This is a genomic window from Enterococcus sp. AZ067 (assembly GCF_051715005.1).
Lineage (GTDB): Bacteria > Bacillota > Bacilli > Lactobacillales > Enterococcaceae > Enterococcus_D > Enterococcus_D casseliflavus.
Genome location: NZ_JBIOSY010000001.1, coordinates 3,757,501 through 3,781,056, shown reverse-complemented (window position 1 = coordinate 3,781,056; position 23,556 = coordinate 3,757,501). Strand labels below are relative to the sequence as shown.

The 23,556-nt window shown below is 44.3% G+C and carries 20 protein-coding genes, 2 rRNA genes and 1 other annotated feature (1 of these 23 only partly in view); of the genes, 14 read left to right on the top strand and 8 right to left on the bottom strand.

Features of this window, described 5'->3' with window-relative positions; all coding sequences use genetic code 11:
- Window position 1: 1 nt before the first annotated feature.
- Window positions 2-469, bottom strand: coding sequence for a DUF5626 family protein (locus IGI82_RS17930; RefSeq protein ID WP_375806802.1), 468 nt, complete (start codon window positions 467-469; stop codon window positions 2-4).
- A 349-nt stretch (window positions 470-818) separates the two neighbouring features.
- Window positions 819-1,271: a DUF2188 domain-containing protein gene (locus tag IGI82_RS17925; protein ID WP_375819319.1), complete on the bottom strand. Its 453-nt coding sequence runs from the start codon at window positions 1,269-1,271 to the stop codon at window positions 819-821.
- A gap of 256 nt (window positions 1,272-1,527) precedes the next feature.
- Here IGI82_RS17925 and IGI82_RS17920 point away from each other — a divergent pair, with 256 nt between their 5' ends.
- The 11 genes from IGI82_RS17920 (at window position 1,528) to guaB (ending at window position 10,453) form a co-directional block, all read left to right on the top strand.
- Window positions 1,528-2,421 carry an SDR family oxidoreductase gene (locus IGI82_RS17920; protein WP_438842590.1) on the top strand — a complete coding sequence of 298 codons (894 nt, stop codon included), beginning with the start codon at window positions 1,528-1,530 and terminating at the stop codon, window positions 2,419-2,421.
- Between the two features lie 38 nt (window positions 2,422-2,459).
- A complete protein-coding gene (gene amaP / locus IGI82_RS17915; RefSeq protein WP_005232936.1) occupies window positions 2,460-3,029 on the top strand; it encodes an alkaline shock response membrane anchor protein AmaP in 570 nt (189 codons plus the stop codon).
- 7 nt (window positions 3,030-3,036) lie between these two features.
- Window positions 3,037-3,228, top strand: a complete 192-nt coding sequence (locus IGI82_RS17910; RefSeq protein WP_005226258.1) for a DUF2273 domain-containing protein — start codon at window positions 3,037-3,039, stop codon at window positions 3,226-3,228.
- A 24-nt stretch (window positions 3,229-3,252) separates the two neighbouring features.
- Window positions 3,253-4,023, top strand: a complete 771-nt coding sequence (locus IGI82_RS17905; protein ID WP_438842589.1) for an Asp23/Gls24 family envelope stress response protein — start codon at window positions 3,253-3,255, stop codon at window positions 4,021-4,023.
- A gap of 298 nt (window positions 4,024-4,321) precedes the next feature.
- Complete coding sequence (rsmG, locus tag IGI82_RS17900) at window positions 4,322-5,038, top strand: 16S rRNA (guanine(527)-N(7))-methyltransferase RsmG (RefSeq protein WP_005226256.1); 717 nt, start codon at window positions 4,322-4,324, stop codon at window positions 5,036-5,038.
- 11 nt (window positions 5,039-5,049) lie between these two features.
- Window positions 5,050-5,814 (top strand): ParA family protein, encoded by a 765-nt coding sequence (locus IGI82_RS17895; RefSeq protein ID WP_005226255.1) that lies wholly within the window; start codon window positions 5,050-5,052, stop codon window positions 5,812-5,814.
- Window positions 5,804-6,694 carry a ParB/RepB/Spo0J family partition protein gene (locus IGI82_RS17890; protein WP_005226254.1) on the top strand — a complete coding sequence of 297 codons (891 nt, stop codon included), beginning with the start codon at window positions 5,804-5,806 and terminating at the stop codon, window positions 6,692-6,694. The genes IGI82_RS17895 and IGI82_RS17890 overlap by 11 nt, the downstream gene beginning before the upstream one ends.
- Before the next feature lie 10 nt (window positions 6,695-6,704).
- Window positions 6,705-6,893, top strand: coding sequence for a DUF951 domain-containing protein (locus IGI82_RS17885; RefSeq protein WP_005226253.1), 189 nt, complete (start codon window positions 6,705-6,707; stop codon window positions 6,891-6,893).
- 8 nt (window positions 6,894-6,901) lie between these two features.
- Window positions 6,902-8,002: a redox-regulated ATPase YchF gene (ychF, locus tag IGI82_RS17880; protein ID WP_005226252.1), complete on the top strand. Its 1,101-nt coding sequence runs from the start codon at window positions 6,902-6,904 to the stop codon at window positions 8,000-8,002.
- 71 nt (window positions 8,003-8,073) lie between these two features.
- Window positions 8,074-8,766 carry a DUF1129 domain-containing protein gene (locus IGI82_RS17875; protein ID WP_005226251.1) on the top strand — a complete coding sequence of 231 codons (693 nt, stop codon included), beginning with the start codon at window positions 8,074-8,076 and terminating at the stop codon, window positions 8,764-8,766.
- Window positions 8,767-8,968: 202 nt separating this feature from the next.
- Complete coding sequence (gene guaB / locus IGI82_RS17870; RefSeq protein ID WP_005226250.1) at window positions 8,969-10,453, top strand: IMP dehydrogenase; 1,485 nt, start codon at window positions 8,969-8,971, stop codon at window positions 10,451-10,453.
- Between the two features lie 157 nt (window positions 10,454-10,610).
- Here guaB and IGI82_RS17865 read toward each other — a convergent pair whose 3' ends face one another.
- The gene (locus IGI82_RS17865) at window positions 10,611-13,316 is read right to left on the bottom strand and encodes an FtsX-like permease family protein (protein ID WP_438842588.1); all 2,706 of its coding nucleotides are present in this window, start codon (window positions 13,314-13,316) and stop codon (window positions 10,611-10,613) included.
- Between the two features lie 9 nt (window positions 13,317-13,325).
- Window positions 13,326-14,027 (bottom strand): ABC transporter ATP-binding protein, encoded by a 702-nt coding sequence (locus tag IGI82_RS17860; protein WP_010748457.1) that lies wholly within the window; start codon window positions 14,025-14,027, stop codon window positions 13,326-13,328.
- Window positions 14,028-14,112: 85 nt separating this feature from the next.
- Here IGI82_RS17860 and IGI82_RS17855 point away from each other — a divergent pair, with 85 nt between their 5' ends.
- Window positions 14,113-14,739, top strand: coding sequence for a TetR/AcrR family transcriptional regulator (locus tag IGI82_RS17855; protein WP_005226247.1), 627 nt, complete (start codon window positions 14,113-14,115; stop codon window positions 14,737-14,739).
- 70 nt (window positions 14,740-14,809) lie between these two features.
- Here the strand turns inward: IGI82_RS17855 and IGI82_RS17850 are convergent, their stop codons facing one another.
- The 4 genes from IGI82_RS17850 to IGI82_RS17835 all read right to left on the bottom strand — a co-directional run bounded on the left by IGI82_RS17850 (window position 14,810) and on the right by IGI82_RS17835 (window position 20,077).
- Entirely contained in the window at window positions 14,810-16,330 is a 1,521-nt protein-coding gene (locus IGI82_RS17850; protein WP_115233034.1) for a polysaccharide deacetylase family protein, read from the bottom strand.
- 290 nt (window positions 16,331-16,620) lie between these two features.
- Window positions 16,621-17,898 (bottom strand): serine--tRNA ligase, encoded by a 1,278-nt coding sequence (serS, locus tag IGI82_RS17845; RefSeq protein ID WP_005226245.1) that lies wholly within the window; start codon window positions 17,896-17,898, stop codon window positions 16,621-16,623.
- Between the two features lie 57 nt (window positions 17,899-17,955).
- Window positions 17,956-18,154 (bottom strand) — a binding site (T-box leader).
- Between the two features lie 35 nt (window positions 18,155-18,189).
- Complete coding sequence (locus IGI82_RS17840) at window positions 18,190-19,398, bottom strand: sensor histidine kinase (protein WP_005226244.1); 1,209 nt, start codon at window positions 19,396-19,398, stop codon at window positions 18,190-18,192.
- Window positions 19,388-20,077, bottom strand: coding sequence for a response regulator transcription factor (locus tag IGI82_RS17835; protein WP_008376963.1), 690 nt, complete (start codon window positions 20,075-20,077; stop codon window positions 19,388-19,390). The genes IGI82_RS17840 and IGI82_RS17835 overlap by 11 nt, the downstream gene beginning before the upstream one ends.
- Before the next feature lie 714 nt (window positions 20,078-20,791).
- Here IGI82_RS17835 and IGI82_RS17830 point away from each other — a divergent pair.
- Together IGI82_RS17830 and IGI82_RS17825 are read left to right on the top strand one after the other, a co-directional pair.
- A 16S ribosomal RNA gene (locus IGI82_RS17830) occupies window positions 20,792-22,351 on the top strand.
- Between the two features lie 229 nt (window positions 22,352-22,580).
- Window positions 22,581-23,556 (top strand): 23S ribosomal RNA (locus IGI82_RS17825) (it continues 1,939 nt past the right edge of the window).
- The 16S and 23S rRNA genes sit together here, the layout of an rRNA operon.

The window sequence follows — 23,556 nt, the reverse complement described above, 5'->3', positions numbered from 1 at the left end:
GCTATTTAACAACTAGCTTCCCATTTGAGATCGTGGTTACGACACTCCCATTGGTAGTGATTATACCTGCTTTTTGCTTAAACGTACAGGTGGCTTTGGTGGACGTGTGAGTTAATGAACTAGAAGTGATACTTCCTCTGTGAGCAACTAAACTTAAATTCGAAGTGCCTGTAAATTGATTGCGGCTATTGACCGTTACATTATAACTAGCGGTCCAATTACCGGTGGATGTTTTTGACACACGATACGTTCCCGCTGCCAGATTTGCCCGGAATGACGGCAATTTTTCAATGGTCAAAATCACCTCGTTGCCTTCTTCATCTACCGTGATCAGCTGCTCATAGGGACTATCTGATGCTAAGTCATAAACGAGTTCAGGTTCTTCCACTGTCTGGGCGGCAGCTGGGAGAGCAAAGAGGAAACAAATAAAAATAAACGGCACAAAAAATAATTTTTTCACAAACACCACTCCTTGTACTTTTAATAATTCAAGTATACAAGGTTTATTTAGTTAAAGAAAGCACAAGCTAGTTTACAGAGGTAACGGATGGTTCACAACTGTTGCTAGATCAGCATTTCATAGGTTATTTTTTAGGATGTCGAGAAATTTTAAAAGTGATGGTTCATTCAAAAGGTCTTCGTTTTTTAGGTTTATTACAACGAACCTTAGCTTTTTAAAAGAAACGTCAAAGAAACGGTTGCTTTAGTTTTAATCAAACCTAGCTGTGAAAGGAAACAAAAAAGCGAAAGAGTAAGCAACGTTTCGCGCCGATAAAACGACAAACGTAAGACCTCCTTCCGCTTTTTTGCAGCCAATTTTATTCTCTCAAATCAATATCCTTTTGATGGTCGCCGTCTTTCTTATAAACGTTCACCACGGATTCTTTGTTTTCGGCGATTTCTTTGGCACGGGCGATGGCATCTGCCTTCTTGTCGAAATGGTCACTGGCACGTTTCGCCCCTTTAGAACGGACTTGCCATTGGTCGTCTTCATACACAACTTCTACATCCGCATCCATTAATTTTTCCGCATTCTTATTGGTTTGATGAGTATCGTCTTTTTGCGGATTTTTTTCTTTCTGAAAAGCTTTCTTCTCCTCTTCATCTGCACTTTCATACCATTTTTCTGCTTGACTCGTGGCGATCGGGATTGCCCGATCATCGGAATAGCCATCGGCTAGCAGGGCATTGGCGATATCGATCGCTTTTTTACGAACTAAGGGGTCTAGATTCTTCATTGACGCAGGATAATCACGGACATTCCAAGGCATTCTTTGTTTCCTCCTTTTTCTTGATCCAAGGTCATTTTCTTAGGGGTTCCCTTTTACAGGTACTACCAGTTACTACTTATTAGTTTACCCCCTTCTATAAAAAAGGGAAATTATTTGATTTCTGGTCAAAAATGAGGGCACTTTCTTTTTTCATTTTCTAATAAACGATGATTTATTTTTGTTAACAAAGCGTTATATTTCCCAAAAAAAAATGAATGGTTTAGAATTTTATTATAGAGAAAAGGAGGACGTAAGAATGAGTGAACCTATTTTGACTGATCCACGGGAACTTTATCACACGGGTAAATACAGCAAACAGGAACAAGATACGCCTGCTTTACAAGAAGAAATGCGACCAAAACCTGATTGTGGTGAAGAATCTTATGAGGGAAGTCAGCAGTTAGAAAACCGGCGTGTACTGATCACCGGTGGGGATTCTGGGATCGGACGTGCAGCAGCGATTGCCTTCGCCCGTGAAGGAGCAGACATTGCCCTACACTTTTTCCCAGGAGAAGAAGAAGATGCCGAAGAAGTTGCAGGGTACATCAAAGAAGCTGGGCGCAAAGTGATCTTGCTACCCTATGACCTGCGAGACGAAGCGGCACCACAAGAGATCGTTGACAAAGCGGTGGCAGCATTAGGTGGGTTAGATACATTAGTATTGAACGCAGCACAGCAAATCACGCGGCCATCGATTGCAGAATTACCGATTGAACAAGTGAAAGATACCTTTATGGTAAACATTATCTCCATGTTTGCATTAGTCAAAGCTGCTGAGCCGCACTTACCGGCTGGGGGAGCGATCGTGACAACAACTTCTGTCCAAGCCTTTAGTCCAAGTGCCCATTTAATGGATTATGCGGCAACCAAATCGGCGATCGCTAGTTTTACAGTCAGCTTGGCGAAACAATTTGCTGAAAAAGGGATTCGGGTCAATGGGGTAGCCCCAGGACCAATCTGGACACCATTACAGTTAGATCATGGCCAACCGCAAGACAAGCTGCCTGAATTTGGTCAGCAAGCATTACTGGAGCGGGCAGGACAACCAGCTGAGCTGGCACCCGTCTATGTCTTTTTAGCTTCCAATAAAGCTAGCTATGTGACAGCACAGATTTATGGTGTTACCGGCGGAGAAGCCATCAACTTGTAAGCTTATCAAAAAATCGGAGAAAAAGGAGGAGGTGTCCTATGAGTAAAGGGTGGAAAATCGTATCAATCATCGTTTCGTTGATCTTTATCACTGTCTTATTACCAATCGTTTTAATGAGTAATCCTTACATGCAGCTGCCATTTGGTTTGGACAGCAGAGGCAATGTCGTCACGTATTTCTTTGACAACTTGTTTATGCGTCAATATATGTTTTGGGTAGCCGTTGTTTTGATCGCCGTATTCTTGATCGTGATCTTAGTCGTGCTGTTTTATCCAAAAACCAAAACAACCTTTGTTTTGAAAGAGGATAAGGGCGCATTGACGATCGATAAGAAAGCGATCGAAGGACTTGTACGTACGAAAGTAAATGAAAAAGAATTTGTTGAAGGACCAAAAGTTCATGTCAAGGCGACCAAAAATCGAATTTTAATCAAAATCAAAGGCCGCTTGAAACGGACGTCTGCCTTAGTTGGCAAAACCGAAAACTTAATGGCGGAAATCCAACAAGATGTCCAACGAGTGCTTGGCTCAAGTGAAAAAGTCAAAGTCGAAGTCAATTACGCGAATTTTGAACAAAATGAGACTCCGGAAAACCCGCGAGTAGAATAGGAGGGCTATGATGAACGAACTACAACAATACAAAATCCCATTGATTTTTGGAGCAATCGGCCTTGTTCTGGCTGTGTTGTTTGTAACGATCGGTTTTTTCAAAACATTGCTGATTCTACTCCTAACAGGTTTGGGTTTTGCGCTAGGATTGTATCTCCAACGTACCGGTATCATCGACGAATTTTTTAACCAACAATAACGTATTTTATAGGAGGAATTTTTAATGAATAACGATAAAAACGAATTAAACAATGAAAAAAATGTCAGTGCACATCCAGATCCAGTGGTTCCCAACACCAATCATCAAGCCAATGAAAGTGGGATTCCAATGACGGAATCACCTGATCCAGTGGTACCAAATGCTGAAAAAGCAGTAGCAGGACAACAAAATGGACCAAAACCAGGGGATCATCCAGCACCAGGAAATCCAGATCCAGCCGGACATCATCCAGAACCACCAAAACCTGGCCACAACGATTTTGAAGGACCAACCGGGGATGCACCCGTTCATGGTTCATTGACCTATGATGACAAAGTGATCCAAAAAATTATCGGAATTGCATTAGAAAATGTAGATGGTCTGTTGACGGTCGATGGTGGTTTCTTCTCTAATATTGCTGAAAAATTAGTTAATACAGACAATGTGACTGCCGGTATCAATACTGAAGTTGGGAAAAAACAAGTAGCCGTTGATTTAGATATCGTGGTTGAATACGACCGCAACATCCCAGAAATCGCTGAACAAGTCAAAGAAGTCATTCAAAAAGAAGTAACGACAATGACCCAATTAGAAGTGATCGAAGTCAACATCAACGTTGTGGATGTGAAAACAATCGCTGAATACGAAGAGGAACAAGAAACGGTTCAAGACAAAGTAACGTCAGCTGCTTCTAAAACCGGCGACTTTGCTTCACGTCAAACCAACAAAGCCAAACATGCGGCTTCCCGCGCGTCTGATCGTATCGAAGAATACAACGAACCTCGCGTGAAATAAAAAAGTTTCATATGAAACAAAAACAAGCATTGATCCTGAGATCAATGCTTGTTTCTTTGAGAAAAAAGCTGACCAGCAGGGTTGGCAGCCTTGCTGGTCAAGGAAAAATGAAAAAAAGTTTTTTGGATTGAAATGAGTATAATTTCTATGCCTTAAACCAACCTTAAAGCCCCAGTTAAAAAATGGTAAATTCTCCTAGAAAGCAATCTCTGGCTATTGCATCGCACTGCTTTTTGCGTTAAAGTAGGAACTAGTCTGTGAAACATTTTTCTGTTTCACAAAATAGAAAGGATTCGTTATGCTACCTGAAGAATTTCATGAAGAATTACGCAAAAACGGGATCGTTTTAACCGAAGAACAAATGGAAAAATTCGCTGTCTATTTCGAGCGTTTAGTCGAATGGAATCAGAAGATGAATCTAACCGCAATCACGGAAAAATCAGAAGTGTATTTAAAGCATTTCTACGATTCTGTTTCCTTAGCTTTTGAAACCGCCTTTGACCCGCAAAGTCATTTGTGCGATGTCGGTTCAGGTGCTGGCTTTCCAAGTATTCCACTAAAAATCGTGTTTCCTGAATTAGAAGTGACGATCGTCGACTCTTTAAATAAGCGCATCACCTTTTTACAAACTCTTGTGACGGATCTACAATTGGAAAATGTCCACTTGTACCATGACCGTGCAGAAACATTTGGTCAAAACCCGCAATTTCGTGGGCAATTCGATTATGTGACCGCTCGTGCGGTTGCCCGTTTGAATGTGTTAACGGAACTCTGTGTGCCATTGGTGAAAAAAGCAGGCTATTTTTATGCGCTCAAAGCTGCCAAAAGCGAGGAAGAACTGGTTGAAGCCAAACCAGCGATCTCACTCTTAGGCGGCAAATTTATTGAAGAAAAAAGCTTTACCTTACCGGTCAGCGGCGATGAACGCCATCTTTTGATCATTCAAAAGAAAAAAGAAACGCCAAAGAAATACCCCCGCAAACCGGGAATGCCAGCGAAACAACCAATTAAATAGGAGGAAAATCAATGGCCCGTATTATTTCTGTTGCAAACCAAAAAGGCGGCGTAGGCAAAACCACCACAACGGTGAACCTAGGTGCGTCCTTAGCATTTGTCGGCAAAAAAGTGTTACTCGTAGATATTGATGCCCAAGGCAACGCCACAAGCGGTGTCGGCATTCGCAAACCAGATGTGGAACAAGACATCTATGATGTATTAGTCAATGAAACACCGATCGTTGAAGCGATTTTACCTAGCAGCCGAGAAAACTTGGATATCGTTCCAGCGACGATCCAATTAGCTGGTGCGGAAATTGAATTGACCTCCATGATGGCACGGGAATCTCGATTGAAATCGGCTTTGAATGAAATCAAAGAACAATACGATTATATCTTTATCGATTGCCCGCCATCTTTAGGTCATTTGACGATCAATGCCTTTACCGCCAGTGATTCGATTTTGATCCCAGTCCAATGTGAGTACTATGCATTAGAAGGGCTGAGCCAACTATTGAATACCGTGCGTTTAGTACAAAAACATTTTAACCCTGAGTTAGAGATCGAAGGGGTCTTACTGACGATGTATGATGCCCGTACGAACTTAGGCGCGGAAGTCGTGGAAGAAGTCCGCCGCTATTTCCAAGAAAAAGTATATGAAACCATTATTCCGCGGAATATCCGGTTGTCTGAAGCACCTAGTCATGGATTGTCGATCATTGATTATGATCCACGCTCAAAAGGAGCCGAAGTCTATCAGACGTTAGCAAAGGAAGTGTTAGCCCGTGAAGAATAAAGGGAAAGGATTAGGGCGTGGGATCGATGCGTTGTTTCAAGACCTGCAAGGGTTAGAAGAAGTCGATATCAAGACAGAAAAAGTCGTTGAACTGCCTTTAAACGAATTAAGACCCAACCCTTATCAACCGCGAAAAACCTTTGATGAGCTTTCATTACAAGAACTAGCCAATTCGATCCAGCATTCGGGGGTCTTTCAACCGATCATCGTGCGGCAATCATCCGTCAAAGGCTATGAGATCATTGCGGGTGAACGCCGGTTTCGAGCGTCCAAACTAGCTGGCAAGGAAACGATCCCAGCCATCATCCGCAATTTTGATGAAGAAGCGATGATGCAAGTTGCCGTTTTAGAAAACTTGCAGCGGGAAGATTTGAATCCTTTAGAAGAAGCAGAAGCCTATGACATGCTGATGAAGAACTTGAAATTGACCCAAGCACAAGTTGCTGAACGCTTAGGGAAGAGCCGCCCGTATATCGCCAATTATTTGCGGTTACTGTCCTTGCCGAAACTCGTCAAAGAAATGGTTCAAGATGACCGTTTGTCTATGGGGCAAGCCCGGACGTTATTAGGGTTGAAAAACAAAGAACAGATCTTAAAATTAGCCAATCGGTGTGTCAAAGAAAATCTGACAGTCCGCCAATTAGAACAAATGGTCGCTGAGATGAACGACACGAAGAACGAAAAGAAAAAAGTTCCGCGTCTGATTCGGGAAAAACCGTACTATTTACGAGAAAGCGAAGAACGGTTGATGGATAAATTTGGCACGAATGTCGAGATCCGCGAAAAAGAAGGCAAAGGCAAAATCGAGATCGAATACCTGTCACAAAAAGATTTAACCCGTATTTTAGATTTATTGAACATTCAATTTGATGAAGCTTGAGGTGATAAAGATGTATGATCTTGGGGATATTGTCGAAATGAAAAAACCGCATGCCTGCAAAGCCAATCGTTGGGAAATCATCCGCATGGGGGCAGACATCAAAATAAAGTGTACGAATTGCGGCCACATCGTCATGATGACGCGCCGAGAATTTGATAAAAAGATGAAGAAAATCCTAGAAAAAAAAGAGAAAGAGTGAAGTGAAGCATGGCGTTAACTGCCGGAATCGTTGGATTGCCAAATGTGGGCAAATCTACTTTATTTAATGCAATAACCAAAGCAGGAGCAGAAGCCGCAAACTATCCGTTTGCGACGATCGATCCGAATGTAGGAATGGTGGAAGTGCCAGATTGGCGCTTACAGCGTTTAACAGAATTAGTTCGTCCGAAAAAGACGGTCCCAACCACCTTTGAATTTACGGATATTGCTGGAATCGTCCGCGGTGCCAGCAAAGGGGAAGGATTAGGTAACCAATTTTTGAGCCATATCCGCCAAGTGGATGCGATCTGTCATGTCGTTCGTTGTTTCGACGACGACAACATCACCCACGTGGAAGGCCGCGTGGACCCATTAGCTGATATCGACACCATCAACTTGGAGTTGGTTTTAGCAGATTTAGAATCCGTCAACAAGCGCTATACTCGGGTCGCAAAAATTGCTAAAACCAAAGACAAAGATGCGGTTGCGGAATTGGCCGTTCTTGATAAAATCAAACCGGTCCTAGAAGAAGGGATCTCAGCTCGTTCGATCGAATTTACAGATGAAGAACAGCGCATCGTCAAAAGTTTGTTTTTACTAACGACCAAACCAGTTTTATACGTTGCCAACGTAGCAGAAGAAGACGTGGCAGACTATGAAACCAATGACTATGTCAACAAAGTGAAAGAATTTGCAGCAAGCGAAAATGCGGAAGTGATCGTCATCAGTGCTCGTGCTGAAGAAGAGATCGCTGAGCTGGAAGAAGAAGACAAAGCAGAGTTTTTAGAAGCATTAGGAATTGAAGAATCAGGGTTGGATCAATTGATTCGTGCTGCCTATGATTTACTAGGTCTAGCAACGTACTTTACCGCTGGTGAACAAGAAGTGCGTGCGTGGACGTTCCGTAAAGGCATCAAAGCACCGCAAGCAGCGGGGATCATCCATACGGACTTTGAGCGCGGCTTTATTCGTGCGGAAACTGTTTCCTTTGAAGATCTGAACCAATACGGCACGATGCAAGCGGCCAAAGAAGCCGGTCGGGTACGTTTGGAAGGAAAAGATTATGTCGTGCAAGATGGCGACGTGATGTTGTTCCGTTTTAACGTATAAAGGGCTTTCTTCCCAGTGAATTTGTGGTAAAATGTCCATTGTGAAGAAAACGCAGAAGGGAGAATCAATTCATGGAACCAGAAACTCTGCGAAATTATGTTTCCGAAAATCGTGAATTAGAACAACAATTAACAAAACGAAACCAACAATATATATTTGATTTAAAAAAATCGCTAGAGGCAGCCAACCTTTCTGAAGAAGAAAAAACGATTGCCTTGCATGAGATGCTGCCTGTCTTAGTCAAAGAACAAAAAGGCGGCAAAACAGCCCGCCAATTATTTGGTACAGTGTCTGAACGTACCGAAGCCATCATCAACAAACCCGTTGAGCAAAAAGAATCCGGCCCCTTCTTGATGTGGTTGGATAACACCTTGCTGATTTTAGGGATCTTTGGCTTGATGTTAGGGGTCATGGGGATCTTTACTAGAGGTCAAGCACAACCTTATGGCTTATTGACCCTCTTCTTGATGGCGATGCTTGCTGGTTGGGTCTTCTACTTGATGTACAAATACATGTATCAATATGAACGCCCAGGTGCCGATAAGAGCAAACGGCCGAAGATGTGGAAGATCATTTTGATTTTAGTCGCAGCCTTCATGCTATGGATCGTTGTGATCTCGCTTTCTGCGATGATCCAACCACCATTGAATCCACAAGTGGATCCTGTGATCGAAGCCTTGATCGGGGCAGTGGCATTAGCCGCGAAGTACTACTTGAAACGCAAATACAATATCATCAGCAGTCTGTCTGTTCCTAGAGGCTGATGGCTACACGTTGATCGTGCGCCTTCTTTTGTTAAAAAAGACCGCACGATCAGCGTGTTTTTTTAGAAAAAATGGCGAATTATGAGATTTGACCAAAGGTTTGAAGAGGATTATTAAGAAAGCTTTCCGAATGGTTGACTTATGAAAAAATCTTTGCTATTTTTTTTAAAATACCTAAAAACTTTAAGGAGTGGTTACAAAAATGTCCAACTGGGAAACCAAATTTGTAAAAAAAGGGTTAACGTTTGATGATGTCTTATTGATTCCGGCAGAAAGTCACGTCTTGCCAAATGACGTGGATATGAAAGTGCAGCTTGCCCCGAATATTACACTAAATATTCCAATCATAAGTGCCAGTATGGATACCGTAACTGATAGTAAAATGGCGATCTCAATGGCGCGTCAAGGCGGACTTGGCGTGATTCACAAAAACATGAGTATCGCAGCGCAAGCAGATGAAGTGCGCAAAGTAAAACGTTCTGAAAGCGGCGTGATCATCGATCCGTTTTTCTTAACACCAAGCCACTTAGTTGCTGATGCAGAACATTTGATGAGCAAGTACCGCATCAGCGGGGTACCGATCGTAGAAACAATGGAAAACCGCAAATTAGTCGGTATCATCACGAACCGCGACATGCGTTTTGTCACGGATTATACGATGCCGATCAATGATGTGATGACCAAAGACCAATTGATCACAGCACCTGTCGGTACGTCGTTGAAAGACGCTGAAAAAATCTTACAACAACACAAGATCGAAAAATTACCGATCGTTGATGAAGCAGGGATCTTAAGCGGTTTGATCACTATCAAAGATATTGAAAAAGTGATCGAATTCCCGAATGCAGCCAAAGACACGCATGGACGTCTATTAGTGGCAGCGGCAGTCGGTGTTACCAGCGATACCTTTGAACGAGCACAAGCTTTATTGGATGCAGGCGTGGACGCGATCGTTATTGATACTGCCCACGGACACAGTGCGGGTGTTTTACGCAAAATCTCTGAAATTCGTGCGCATTTCCCAGAAGCGACATTGATTGCGGGAAATGTTGCCACTGCAGAAGGCACGAAAGCATTGTATGATGCTGGTGTCGATGTCGTAAAAGTCGGGATCGGTCCAGGTTCGATCTGTACTACTCGGGTGGTAGCCGGTGTCGGAGTTCCTCAATTGACCGCGATCTATGATGCAGCCTCTGTGGCACGTCAATACGGCAAAGCAATCATTGCCGATGGTGGGATCAAATACTCTGGGGATATCGTCAAAGCTTTAGCAGCTGGCGGACATGCCGTAATGCTAGGTAGCATGTTGGCAGGAACCGATGAATCACCAGGTGAATTTGAAATCTATCAAGGCCGACGCTTCAAAACCTACCGCGGAATGGGTTCATTGGGGGCAATGGAAAAAGGCTCCAGCGACCGTTACTTCCAAGGTGGCGTAAACGAAGCCAACAAATTGGTTCCAGAAGGCATCGAAGGGCGTGTCGCTTATAAAGGCAGCGTTTCTGATATCATCTTCCAAATGATCGGCGGCTTGAAATCAGGGATGGGTTATGTCGGTGCTGGCAATCTACAGCAATTACGTGATGAAGCACAATTCATCCAAATGAGCGGCAACGGACTAAAAGAATCACATCCCCACGATGTTCAAATCACGAAAGAAGCACCAAACTACTCTGTAAAATCATAAAATGTTTCACGTGAAAACCAACGCCCCCTCTGTTCAAAAGTGGACAGGGGGGATTATTTGTTCAAAAAAGGACGTCACTCTCAGCTATCTAGGCGAGAGTGGCGTCCTTTTCTTTAAAATCGCTGCTGGATGATCAGCAAATCGCTTTAGCAGCAGCTTATTCGTTTGATTTCAACGCATCGATCATGTTGACATGAGTCAGTTTCACATGGGTGACGTACATCACGATGATCGTAAAGAGAATCGTCATGCCGCCGGCTAAAGCATAGGCCGGCCAATTGATCACTAATGGAAAGACCATGTTTTCCATCGAAGCTTGGATCAAAATAAAGTCAGTCAAGAAGTAACCCACCACGTAACCTGCGAGAATCCCAAATAACGTAAAGACGATATTTTCCCGTACGATGTACATGGTGACTTCTTTATTGTAAAACCCTAATACTTTAATAGTAGAAAGCTCGCGAATCCGCTCGGAAACATTGATGTTGGTCAAGTTATACAAGACGACAAAGGCTAATGCCCCTGATAGTACAACTAAGATCAAGACAATGGAGTTCAAGTTGCCCATCGAATCATCCTGCATTTTGATCTGAGTGGAAAGGAACGTCGTGTTTTTGACTTTGTCGGTATCTAACAAGGCTGTTGATAAAGCTTCCTCTTGTTTTTTCGTCATCGTCTTGCTTTTGACTAAGAACGCATTCGGTTCAAAGGTACTGTCGGTGATTTCTTCGTAAAGAGTCGGTGACAGATACAGAGAATTGCCTAAATAGTTTTCTGCGATGCCGCTGATAGGTACTTCAAAAGCTTCTTGATCGCTAGTATAGAAGGTCAATGTATCCCCAACCTGCAGATCATACAATTCTGCGTATTTCATAGTCAGTACGGCGCCTTCTGTTAATGGCAGCTTCTGCCCTTCCGTCGTTTTCAAATGGACATAGTCGGTAAAAGCTTCTTGATCTGCCGGAACCATCAAGGTCAAACTTTGTTTTCCTTGGTTAGCTGGTCGAATCTCGATCGTTTCATTGTAGACTAGCATCGAATGGGTCACAAGAGGATCGTCTGTTAAAACCGTTTCAGCGGCAGCAACGGTTTCTTCCTTCGCATCATTTAAGGTCACGACGGCTTGATAATCCGTAATGGGCCCAAATTGTTTCGCAGTCACAGCACTTAAGGAATCTTTCAACCCAACGCCTGCCACCATCAGTCCCGTACAGCCGGCGATGCCAATGATTGCCATGATCATTCGCGATTTGTAGCGGAAGATGTTACGGAAGCTGACTTTTTGATTGAAGCTTAAGCGTGACCATAAGGGTGTAATGGCCTCTAATAAAATCCGTTTCCCAGGTTTTGGCGCCCGAACTTGCAGTAGCTGGGCAGGTTTTTCCCGCAATTCTTTGATCAAAACAAAGAGGCAAGCACCGAGCGTCGCCAGTAAAAAGGCGATCGCGGCCAAAATAATTGGCGACCAGACATAATAGACGCGAATCCCGTCTAAAAGATACCGTTCGCTGGATAGAAAATAAATCAAACGCGGCAACAGTTCCGTCCCTAATACGGCACCACTGATAATGCCAATGGCCGAAGACAGGAGGGCATAAATCAAATATTTAAGGGAGATCTCGACTTTGCCATAGCCCATCGCTTTTAAGGTACCGATCTCTTTGCGGTTTTCTTCTAGCATCCGCGTCAGTGTCGTAAAGGTGATCAACGCAGCGATAAAGAAGAAGAAGACAGGAAACACATTGGCGATCGCTGCGATGCGATCAGACAGCCCGCCATACTCTTGGAAACCGGGGTTGTCTTTGCGTTGGTTGTAAAGATACGTAGGTTCTGCCAAGTCTTCGATCTCTGTACGTTTTTCTGCCAGTGTTTGTTGGGCATCGGTTAGTTCTTGTTGCTGTTCCTCTAATTGGGTTTGCTGCTGAGCCAATTCTTCTTCCCCAGCGGTCAATTGGCCTTCGAGGGCTGCTTGTTGTACGGGCGGAAGCTGTGCCAGGGCGGCTTGCTGTTGTTCTAGTTCCGCTTTGGCCTGATCCAGTTGGGCTTGTCCATCAGCTAACTGTTTTTGTCCATCGCGGACTTCTTTTTCTGCAGGCGCTAATTCATCAAAAGCATCTTGCTGAATTTCTGCTAAGCGTTCTTTAGGGCGATCCGCAAACAGTTCCTCAATCGTTTCTTGATGGGCTGCCATCTTGTCGGTATACGCATCGGAGTATGTTTCAAGGCCTGCGACATCATCAAAGGCGAGATAAAGGATCGATTTGACCTCCATCTTGAACTGTTCTTCCGGTACATAAGCAAAATACGTCACGACACCGCTGCCGACATTCGCATAGCCACGTTCGGCAGCACTGATATAAATGGGAGAGGTGGCGAACCCAACGATCGTATAGTCTTTGTCCGACAGATTATCGGCATCATCGATCGTAAAAGTATCCCCTATTTGCCAGCCATAATTTTTTGCTTCGGTGTCCAGCACGATTTCATCGGCTTTTTCTGGCAATCGGCCGTCCTTCACCAGTAGCTGGTTGAGTTCCTGTGAGGGATCATAAGAGGTCACTTGCACGACTTCATCTGAATTGGCAACGTAATAAAATTGATAGGCGGCTTCTGTGTGCGCACCGCTTTTTTCCGCCGCATCAATGTCGTCCTCCGTCAATCCCAGCGTGGAAGTGACTTGCAGATCTGCTAAATGCTGACCGTTGACATATTCACTCGCGGAATGGTTCAGGATCGGTCCCGTCGCTTTGACACCGACAAAGAGAAACGTTCCTAAAAAAATGATCAAGGTGATTGCGATAAAGCGGCCTTTTGATTGGCGAATCTCCCGCAAACTTGCTTTAAGATAGGTTTTATTTTTCATCAGATCCTCCTACCAAACGATTTCATCGATCGAGATTGGATGAGGATTCTCTTCAATGGAACGGACAGTGGCATCGTTGATATGGATCACCCGATCGGCGATCGGGGCAATGGCGCTGTTATGGGTAATGATCAACACCGTATTGCCGTTTTTCCGACTGGCGTTTTGCAAAAGCTTCAACACTTGTTTGCCTGTTTCAAAATCCAGCGCACCGGTTGGTTCATCGCATAATAGCAATTTCGGGTTTTTGGCTAACGCCCGAGCGATCGATACCCGCTGCTGTTCCCCACCAGAGAGCTGCGAAGGAAAGTTGTTTTTACGGTTTTCTAACCCGACTTGTGCTAAGACTTCATCAGGATCGAGTGCATTCGGTGAGACTTCTGTTGCCAATTCAATGTTTTCTTTCGCTGTCAGGTTCGGCACCAAATTATAAAACTGGAAGACGAACCCGACGTCTTTGCGGCGGTATTCCGTCAGCTGTTTGTCGTTAAACTTCGCGATATCGACATTGTCGATAATGATTTGTCCTTCATCTGGCGAATCCATCCCACCTAAAATATTCAAAACGGTCGATTTTCCTGCACCACTGGGGCCAAGGATCACCACTAATTCGCCTTCTTCAATGGCAAAGGAAAGATCGTTGTTGGCAGTGATGGTGGTTTCGCCCATCTGATAGCGTTTATATTCATTCTTTACTTCAACATAACTCATTAATAAAGCCTCCATTTTTTAAACACGTGTTGATTTAATCACATGGTGTTAGTATACTAAGAAAGAAAAGTAAGAGCAATCCTCAATGCTTACGTATTTGTCATTAAATAGACAAATATTGATCAAATGTACAGAGAAAAGGGGAAACGATATGGTGGGGACTGTGGGGAATCGTCGAACGATCTACTCGAAAAAAGTGATCCGACGCGCCTTTCAGGAGTTATTGTTGGAAAAAGAGTACCGCAAAATCACGATCAAAGAGATTGCGGAACGAGCCGATATCAACCGAGGAACATTTTATAAATATTATAAGGATACGGCCGCGTTGTTGGAGGAAATCGAAGGGGAGCTTGTTGAGCAGATCGCATCGAACTTGCAGCAGGAAAATTTGTCATTGGATCTTTGGTTGGAAAAGCTGTTGACGATTTTGTATGAGAATCCTAGTACGACCCATTTGATTTTGTTGAACAACAGCCATTTGCTGAATCTTTTATTGTCAGAGATCAAACCGGAGACCTTGAAACGGTTTGCCCAATACTTTCAAGATGCTTCCGAGGAAGAATTGGAACTGTGTCTTAGCTTTTTTGTCTGCGGGTCTATCGGGTTGATCGAACGCTGGCTCAAAGATTTCTCAACGATGCCGCCAAAAGCTGTCGCTGAATTGTTGATCCAAATTTTTGTGACCAATGTGTATGAGGAAAAGAAGGGCTAAAAAAAGAGGGAACGATCCAATAACCAAAAAGGAACGCAGCAAGAGACAATTTGCTGCGTTCCTTTTTTATTTAGTCAACGAGGCGCTCGTCGTTCATTCCAAAGTATTGATGCAATGGTTTTTGCCGTGCTTCTAATAATTGATCGACAGTCACGAATTCGTAGCCTTCGTTTTTGAGCATTTTAATGACTCCCGGTACGGCTTTCACAGATTTCGGGTGAATATCATGGATCAAGATCATGGCACCATTAAAGACATTTTGTTGCACCAAGGCATTGATCTTCTTCGGATCCTTCAATTTCCAGTCTTGAGAATCGATGTCCCATTGAATGATCGGCATGCCAATGGTTTCTGCGCTTTGTTTGTCGATAGCGCCATAAGGGGGCCGTAAATTTCTAGGTAGTAAACCCGTCGCATTATAAATGGCTTTGTTGGTTTTTGTGACTTCTGCCTGCAAATCTTCCGCTGAAAGAGTATTCAGCTGCGGATGAGAGTAAGAATGACTGGCGATCTCGTGTCCAGCTTCTTGGACTTTTTTAGCAGCTTGCGGATATTGCTCTACCATTTGTCCCAGCATAAAGAAGGTCGCTTTAACGTCATTTTCTTGTAAGATGTTCAACAGATCCATGGTGGAGGTACTGTTGGGTCCATCATCAAAGGTCAATGCCACGTATTTTTTATTGGGGTCTAAACTTGGCAAGGCATTGTTGAGTTGGTCAGCAGCCACGAGATCAGGATCAATGAATGGGGCGATCTCGCTGTAAGGCAGGGTGATTTCCGTCGCTCCCGTCTGATTTTTTGGCAATTCGATGGTCAGCTTCTCTGGATCGTAAGTAAATTTCGAATCGAAGGTGATCCGCTCCATGGCCAAGACGGCGTCGATGATTTTGGCGGGTTCTTTGGCTTGATCCAGCAGTTTCTGCTGAATGACTTGTTGAATACCTAATAAGCTGCCTTCATCAGGAACCAGTTCTTTCAAAGACAATTCGGTTTGCGTCTTCTCTGATACGAAGATCGGTGCATCCGTTAGGCTGTCCGCATCTTCAAAACGTCCGGTTTCTCGATTCCACACATAGCTGTCGGCTTTCAATGAATAAGTAGACACCTTTGAAGCCGCTGCTTGTGCTTGGATGCGGGCAACGGTGACGACTTCTTTATTCGTTTGTTTTTTACGCAATTGATCAGCGGCTTGTGTCAACCGTTCTTTGATATCTTTGATGGGAAACGTATCAAGGTCTTGCGGGCGGTAGATCAATTCTTTGGTTGCGCCTTTGGAGAGCACTTCAGGCGTTGTTTTTAACCCATTTTGACTTTGTTCTGCTTGGATTGATGCCAGTAATTTCTCCGCAGCCGCCTCATATTTTTCTTGGGCTGCGACTTCTTGCTGGTGTAACGTGTAAAGGACTGAGCCAGCCGTCGCGATCAAAACGATCAATAATAAGGCGAATAAGGAAAAAATTGCTTTTCGATACGGCTTCTTTCTCGAGGGTGGTCCTTTCGGTCTTTCTTCAGCTGACGCTGTTCGTTTTTGATTATTGTTTGGTTTCTTGTGCAAGTCACTCCGACGGGCATAGGTCTTTCGTTCGGGCATTGGTGAAGCTCCCTTCATTCCATCCTAAATTATGCCCACGTTACCATAAGTCACAGGTACTTTCAACGATCATGCCCGGTTTCTGATAGAGACTTAAAAAGATGAAGGGATTTTTCTAATTATTCATTTAAAAATTACAGCCTTGTTGCGTTGTTTCTCTTGCAAGAAATGATCAAGGGCGTTAGGGGGTCTTTTGCAACCACTATCTATTAGGTGAACTAGAAAACCCCTTCGTAACAGATCACGTGGAGTGACTGTTACGAAGGGGGTGCAATTAAGGGTACTAAGGCTTAGGCTTTTTCGATTTTTGTCAGTCCGCCCATGTAAGGAACCAGAACTTCTGGTACCGTTACACTGCCGTCTTCGTTTTGATAATTTTCAAGCACTGCGGCTACCGTCCGACCGACAGCCAGACCAGAACCATTTAGTGTATGCATGTAGTGAATCTTGCCCTCTTGATCGCGGTAACGGATCATGGCACGGCGTGCTTGGAAATCTTCACAGTTTGAGCAAGAGCTGATCTCACGATACATTTCCTGAGCAGGGATCCATACCTCTAAATCATAGGTCTTCGCCGCAGAAAAGCCCATATCTCCTGTACACAAGCTAAGCACTCGGTAAGGTAAGTTGAGTTTTTGCAAAATATCTTCGGCATTAGCCGTCATCTTTTCTAATTCTTCATAAGAATGGTCAGCATCACTGAATTTCACCATTTCAACTTTATTGAATTGGTGCAGACGAATCAAGCCGCGGGTATCACGACCAGCGCTGCCAGCTTCTGAACGAAATGATGGGCTCAAGGCAGTGAAGTAGGCAGGGAGCTGTTCTTGTTCTAAGATCTCCCCTTGATAGTAATTGGTCAAAGGTACTTCAGCAGTTGGAATCAAAGTCAAATCCGTATCTGCCAATTGGAAAACATCTTCTTTGAACTTTGGAAATTGCCCCGTGCCAAACATTGCTTGGCTATTGACGATATAAGGGGTGATCATCTCGGTATAGCCATGCTCATAGACATGCTGATCCAGCATGAAGTTGTATAAGGCACGTTCCAAACGAGCACCTAAGCCTTTGTAGTAAACAAAGCGGCTGCCAGAAACTTTGGCGCCCCGCTCAAAGTCGAGGATCCCCAACTCTTCAGCGATCTCCCAATGCGGTTTTGGTTCAAAGGCAAAGGCTTTTGGTTCTGCCCAGCGGCGGATTTCTACATTGTCGTCTTCATCCTTGCCCACTGGAACAGAATCATTTGGCAAATTCGGCAATGTCGTGGCGATCTGTTTGATGTCTTCATCAATTTGAGCGATCTCTTCATCCAATTGCTTGATTTGGCTGCCGACTTCTTTCATTTGGGCAATTTTATCTGCCGCGTCTTCTTTTGCCCGTTTCAAGGCAGCGATCTCACCAGAAACATCGTTGCGCAATTTCTTGCGTTCTTCCGTTTGGACTAAGAGTTCTCTGCGACGTTCGTCAAGCGTTAAAAAGCGGTCCAATACTTCTTTTTGCACGCCTCGTGTTGCGAGTTTGCTTTGTACTTCAGCAAAATTTTGGCGAATCATTTTTACATCTAACATAGTGATACATCCTCCTTTGATTTTTCCATAGAAAAAAGGCCATTCCGATCCCGTGTTGCTTGGGACGAAATGACCATTCGCGGTGCCACCCAAGTTCAGCTTGCGCTGCCCTTGCTGCTCGTATCGTGAGCCAACGATTTTTCTTTCGAAAAATACACGTTAAAGAACTGGATTCTATTTTTTCCAACACTGATTTTCACCAACCATCAGCTCTCTTTACTAGATGAAAAAAATATACTAGGTTCTGTGCCTTGATTATTTTCTTTAGCATACCCAAAAAATGTTGGGGCGTCAACCATAGGTTTGTGTGTTGGACAAATTGTTGCGCTTCAACGGGAGATGAATAATAAAGGATGTCCATTCTGGCGTTGATTTGGCATAGATATAGCCGCCATGTAAGGCGACGATGCTTTGAGCGATCGCTAGACCTAAGCCAGTTCCTCCTGTTTCTTGAGAGCGGGATTCTTCCACTCGGTAGAAACGGTCGAATAGAGAATCAAGGGCTTGCTTAGGGATCATCTGCCCATTGTTTTTGACGGTTAAGATCGCTTCGGTTCCGACTTTCTCGACCTCCATGCGGATCTTATCGGCGCCTTTGCCGTATTTCAAGGCATTTGACAGCAGGTTGTTGAAAACTCGCACCAGTTTTTCGGTATCACCATCCATTTCGATATGCTCTGGACGGGTGTAGGTTTCGATCTTGATGCCTTTTCGGCTAGCTTCCAATTCAAAGTCCGCCGCCAATTGTTCAACCAGCTGGGCCATATCAAATTCCATCACATTAATGGGCACGCTAGGCTGACGCACTTTCGTGTATTCAAACAAATCATCGACGAGGGATTTCATTTGTTTGGCTTTGACATACGCCGTATGAGTATATTTCAGCAATTCTTCTTCCGAATGGTATTGTCGATCTTCAATTAGACCTAAGTAGCCGATGATCGAAGTCAATGGTGTCCGAATGTCATGACTGACATTGGTGATCAGCTCATCTTTGGATTGCTCGATCCGCCGTTCATCTTCGATCGCCGCCACCGTACTGTCGACTAAGCCATTGATATTAGAAACGATCCGACTTAAATCGCCCCGTAACTCGAAGGGGATGCGATGATCGTAGTTGCCTTCTGCGATAAAGTGCAGCTCGCTGATAATGTGACGTAGCTGCATTTGATGGTAACGTCGAATCAAACGCCAATATAAGACGATCACATCTAATAGGAAGAACATCGGTAGAATGAAGTTGCGACCACTGCGAAAAATATCTGTATTAAAGGCAGCCGTGAACGCATTCTTTGATTCATAGATCGCTTCGACTAAAACCGGTGAGTTTTCTCGTATTGAGGTCAAGATGACCAAAATAGCGACATTTAATAGAAGTAAAAGAACAATCGTTACAATTCCTTCAGCAAATAACTCACTGATTTCCTTTGAGGTCAACGTGATCCGTTTCTTTTTTTCGATTGGTGTGTTGCGCTTTTTTTCAGTTGGTTTACTTCGCATCTATTTTGTAGCCGACCCCCCATACTGTTTGGATGACTTTTTCACCATCCGTGGCTTCTTCGATCTTATCTCGCAAGTGACTGACATGGACCATCACTGTTTTGGCAGAAACGACACTTTCTTGTTTCCAAACTCGTTCAAAAATCTCATCGGCGCTAAAGACACGGTTGGGATGCGATGCCAATAAATAGAGGATGCCAAATTCTAATGCGGTCAATTGGATCTCATTGCCATCCACCGTTTTTACTTCATGGGAATCGCGGTTGATGATAAGGGAGCTTACTTCCAGAATCTCTGGTTGATTTGAAGCAGCCTGCATCTTGGTTCTTCTCAATAACGATTTTACCCGTGCCATGACTTCTAATGGATTGAAAGGTTTGGTGACATAATCATCAGCACCGGCGACCAATCCACGAATCTTATCCATATCGGTTGTTTTAGCGGTCAACATAATAATGGGGATTTGGGATTCTTTTCGCAATTCTTTGACGACTTGCATGCCGTCCATTTCAGGCATCATGATATCTAAGATCAATAGCTCGATATCAGAAGTGGTGCGAATCTTGGTCAGTGCTTCTTTTCCATCGTATGCTTTGACCGATTCATAGCCTTCATTGTGTAAGTAAATGCTTAATAGTTCTACGATCTCTTTGTCATCATCTGCTACAAGTATTTTCATACTGGGTCCTCCTAGGAACAATATTCTTTTCTCCATTTTAGCAAATATTCCACAAAATAGATAAAATCATACTTAAATTTATAAGAATGATAGGAATTAAGAAAACACAAAAAGGAAAAAGACGAACGATAGGCTAATAATAACGGAAAAAGTCCTTAAAAAAGGCGGAAATCACGGACTAAAAATCACGAATCATCTTTGGAAACGGAGTAACTAGAAACGTTGGTCTATCAATCATTTTATGGTTGACGAATAGCACAAGTCTTGGTATATTATTACATGTGCCAAATGACTAAATGAATTCCTAAAAAGAATTGAAAAAAGTAGTTGACGCACAGCTCGACAGATGATATTATAACGAAGTCGCAATTTTAAAACAGTTAATTGATGTTGATACATCAACAAAATTAATTGAAAAAAGTTGTTGACAAATAACAAATCATTTGTTATCCTAATTAAGTCGCTGAGACAGCCGCTACGAAGTTGAAAAACAACGAGCGAAAAAAACTTTTAAAAAAGAGTTGACAAACAAACGTCGCTCTGATATGATGTAAAAGTTGCTAACACAGCACGGTAGACCTTTGAAAACTGAACAAAGCAAGCAAACGAACCAATGTGTAGGACGTTTCAATTTATTGAAACAAATACATGCAAGCAATAGCTAGCAAAGTTAATTTTTATGAGCTTAATGACCGTATGGTCATTCAAACAAATCATTATGAGAGTTTGATCCTGGCTCAGGACGAACGCTGGCGGCGTGCCTAATACATGCAAGTCGAACGCTTTTTCTTTCACCGGAGCTTGCTCCACCGAAAGAAAAAGAGTGGCGAACGGGTGAGTAACACGTGGGTAACCTGCCCATCAGAAGGGGATAACACTTGGAAACAGGTGCTAATACCGTATAACACTATTTTCCGCATGGAAGAAAGTTGAAAGGCGCTTTTGCGTCACTGATGGATGGACCCGCGGTGCATTAGCTAGTTGGTGAGGTAACGGCTCACCAAGGCAACGATGCATAGCCGACCTGAGAGGGTGATCGGCCACACTGGGACTGAGACACGGCCCAGACTCCTACGGGAGGCAGCAGTAGGGAATCTTCGGCAATGGACGAAAGTCTGACCGAGCAACGCCGCGTGAGTGAAGAAGGTTTTCGGATCGTAAAACTCTGTTGTTAGAGAAGAACAAGGATGAGAATAAAATGTTCATCCCTTGACGGTATCTAACCAGAAAGCCACGGCTAACTACGTGCCAGCAGCCGCGGTAATACGTAGGTGGCAAGCGTTGTCCGGATTTATTGGGCGTAAAGCGAGCGCAGGCGGTTTCTTAAGTCTGATGTGAAAGCCCCCGGCTCAACCGGGGAGGGTCATTGGAAACTGGGAGACTTGAGTGCAGAAGAGGAGAGTGGAATTCCATGTGTAGCGGTGAAATGCGTAGATATATGGAGGAACACCAGTGGCGAAGGCGGCTCTCTGGTCTGTAACTGACGCTGAGGCTCGAAAGCGTGGGGAGCGAACAGGATTAGATACCCTGGTAGTCCACGCCGTAAACGATGAGTGCTAAGTGTTGGAGGGTTTCCGCCCTTCAGTGCTGCAGCAAACGCATTAAGCACTCCGCCTGGGGAGTACGACCGCAAGGTTGAAACTCAAAGGAATTGACGGGGGCCCGCACAAGCGGTGGAGCATGTGGTTTAATTCGAAGCAACGCGAAGAACCTTACCAGGTCTTGACATCCTTTGACCACTCTAGAGATAGAGCTTCCCCTTCGGGGGCAAAGTGACAGGTGGTGCATGGTTGTCGTCAGCTCGTGTCGTGAGATGTTGGGTTAAGTCCCGCAACGAGCGCAACCCTTATTGTTAGTTGCCATCATTTAGTTGGGCACTCTAGCGAGACTGCCGGTGACAAACCGGAGGAAGGTGGGGATGACGTCAAATCATCATGCCCCTTATGACCTGGGCTACACACGTGCTACAATGGGAAGTACAACGAGTTGCGAAGTCGCGAGGCTAAGCTAATCTCTTAAAGCTTCTCTCAGTTCGGATTGTAGGCTGCAACTCGCCTACATGAAGCCGGAATCGCTAGTAATCGCGGATCAGCACGCCGCGGTGAATACGTTCCCGGGCCTTGTACACACCGCCCGTCACACCACGAGAGTTTGTAACACCCGAAGTCGGTGAGGTAACCTTTTTGGAGCCAGCCGCCTAAGGTGGGATAGATGATTGGGGTGAAGTCGTAACAAGGTAGCCGTATCGGAAGGTGCGGCTGGATCACCTCCTTTCTAAGGAATATTTCGGAAGACTACACATCGTTTGCCTTTGTTCAGTTTTGAGAGGTTTACTCTCAAACAAAATTTGTTCATTGAAAACTGGATATCGAAGAAATAATCAAAACAAGTAACACACACCGAGTTGAAATGTTAAAAGAGTTTTTTAATAAGTTCAACGCTTATTTTCTTGAGCAACCTTCTATCGCTAGAAGAAGTACTCAAAACCGACCGTAAGGTCAAAGGTTAAGTGAATAAGGGCGCACGGTGGATGCCTTGGCACTAGGAGCCGATGAAGGACGGGACTAACACCGATATGCTTTGGGGAGCTGTAAGTAAGCTATGATCCAGAGATTTCCGAATGGGGGAACCCAGCATCTTTTATAGGATGTTACGTCTGCGTGAATACATAGCGCAGTCGAGGTAGACGCAGAGAACTGAAACATCTAAGTACCTGCAGGAAGAGAAAGAAAATTCGATTCCCTGAGTAGCGGCGAGCGAAACGGGAAAAGCCCAAACCAACAAGCTTGCTTGTTGGGGTTGTAGGACTCCGATATGGTAGTCTATTCAGATAGTCGAAATACTTGGAAAAGTATGTCAAAGAGGGTAAAAACCCCGTAGGCGAAATTTGGATAACACCTAGGAGGATCCTGAGTACGGCGGAACACGAGGAATTCCGTCGGAATCCGGGAGGACCATCTCCCAAGGCTAAATACTCCCTAGTGACCGATAGTGAACCAGTACCGTGAGGGAAAGGTGAAAAGCACCCCGGAAGGGGAGTGAAATAGATCCTGAAACCGTGTGCCTACAACAAGTTAGAGCCCGTTAATGGGTGATAGCGTGCCTTTTGTAGAATGAACCGGCGAGTTACGATAGCATGCGAGGTTAAGTTGAAGAGACGGAGCCGTAGCGAAAGCGAGTCTGAATAGGGCGAATGAGTATGTTGTCGTAGACCCGAAACCATGTGATCTACCCATGTCCAGGTTGAAGGTGCGGTAAAACGCACTGGAGGACCGAACCCACGTACGTTGAAAAGTGCGGGGATGAGGTGTGGGTAGCGGAGAAATTCCAAACGAACTTGGAGATAGCTGGTTCTCTCCGAAATAGCTTTAGGGCTAGCCTCGGAATTGAGAATGATGGAGGTAGAGCACTGTTTGGACTAGGGGCCCATCTCGGGTTACCGAATTCAGATAAACTCCGAATGCCATTCATTCATATCC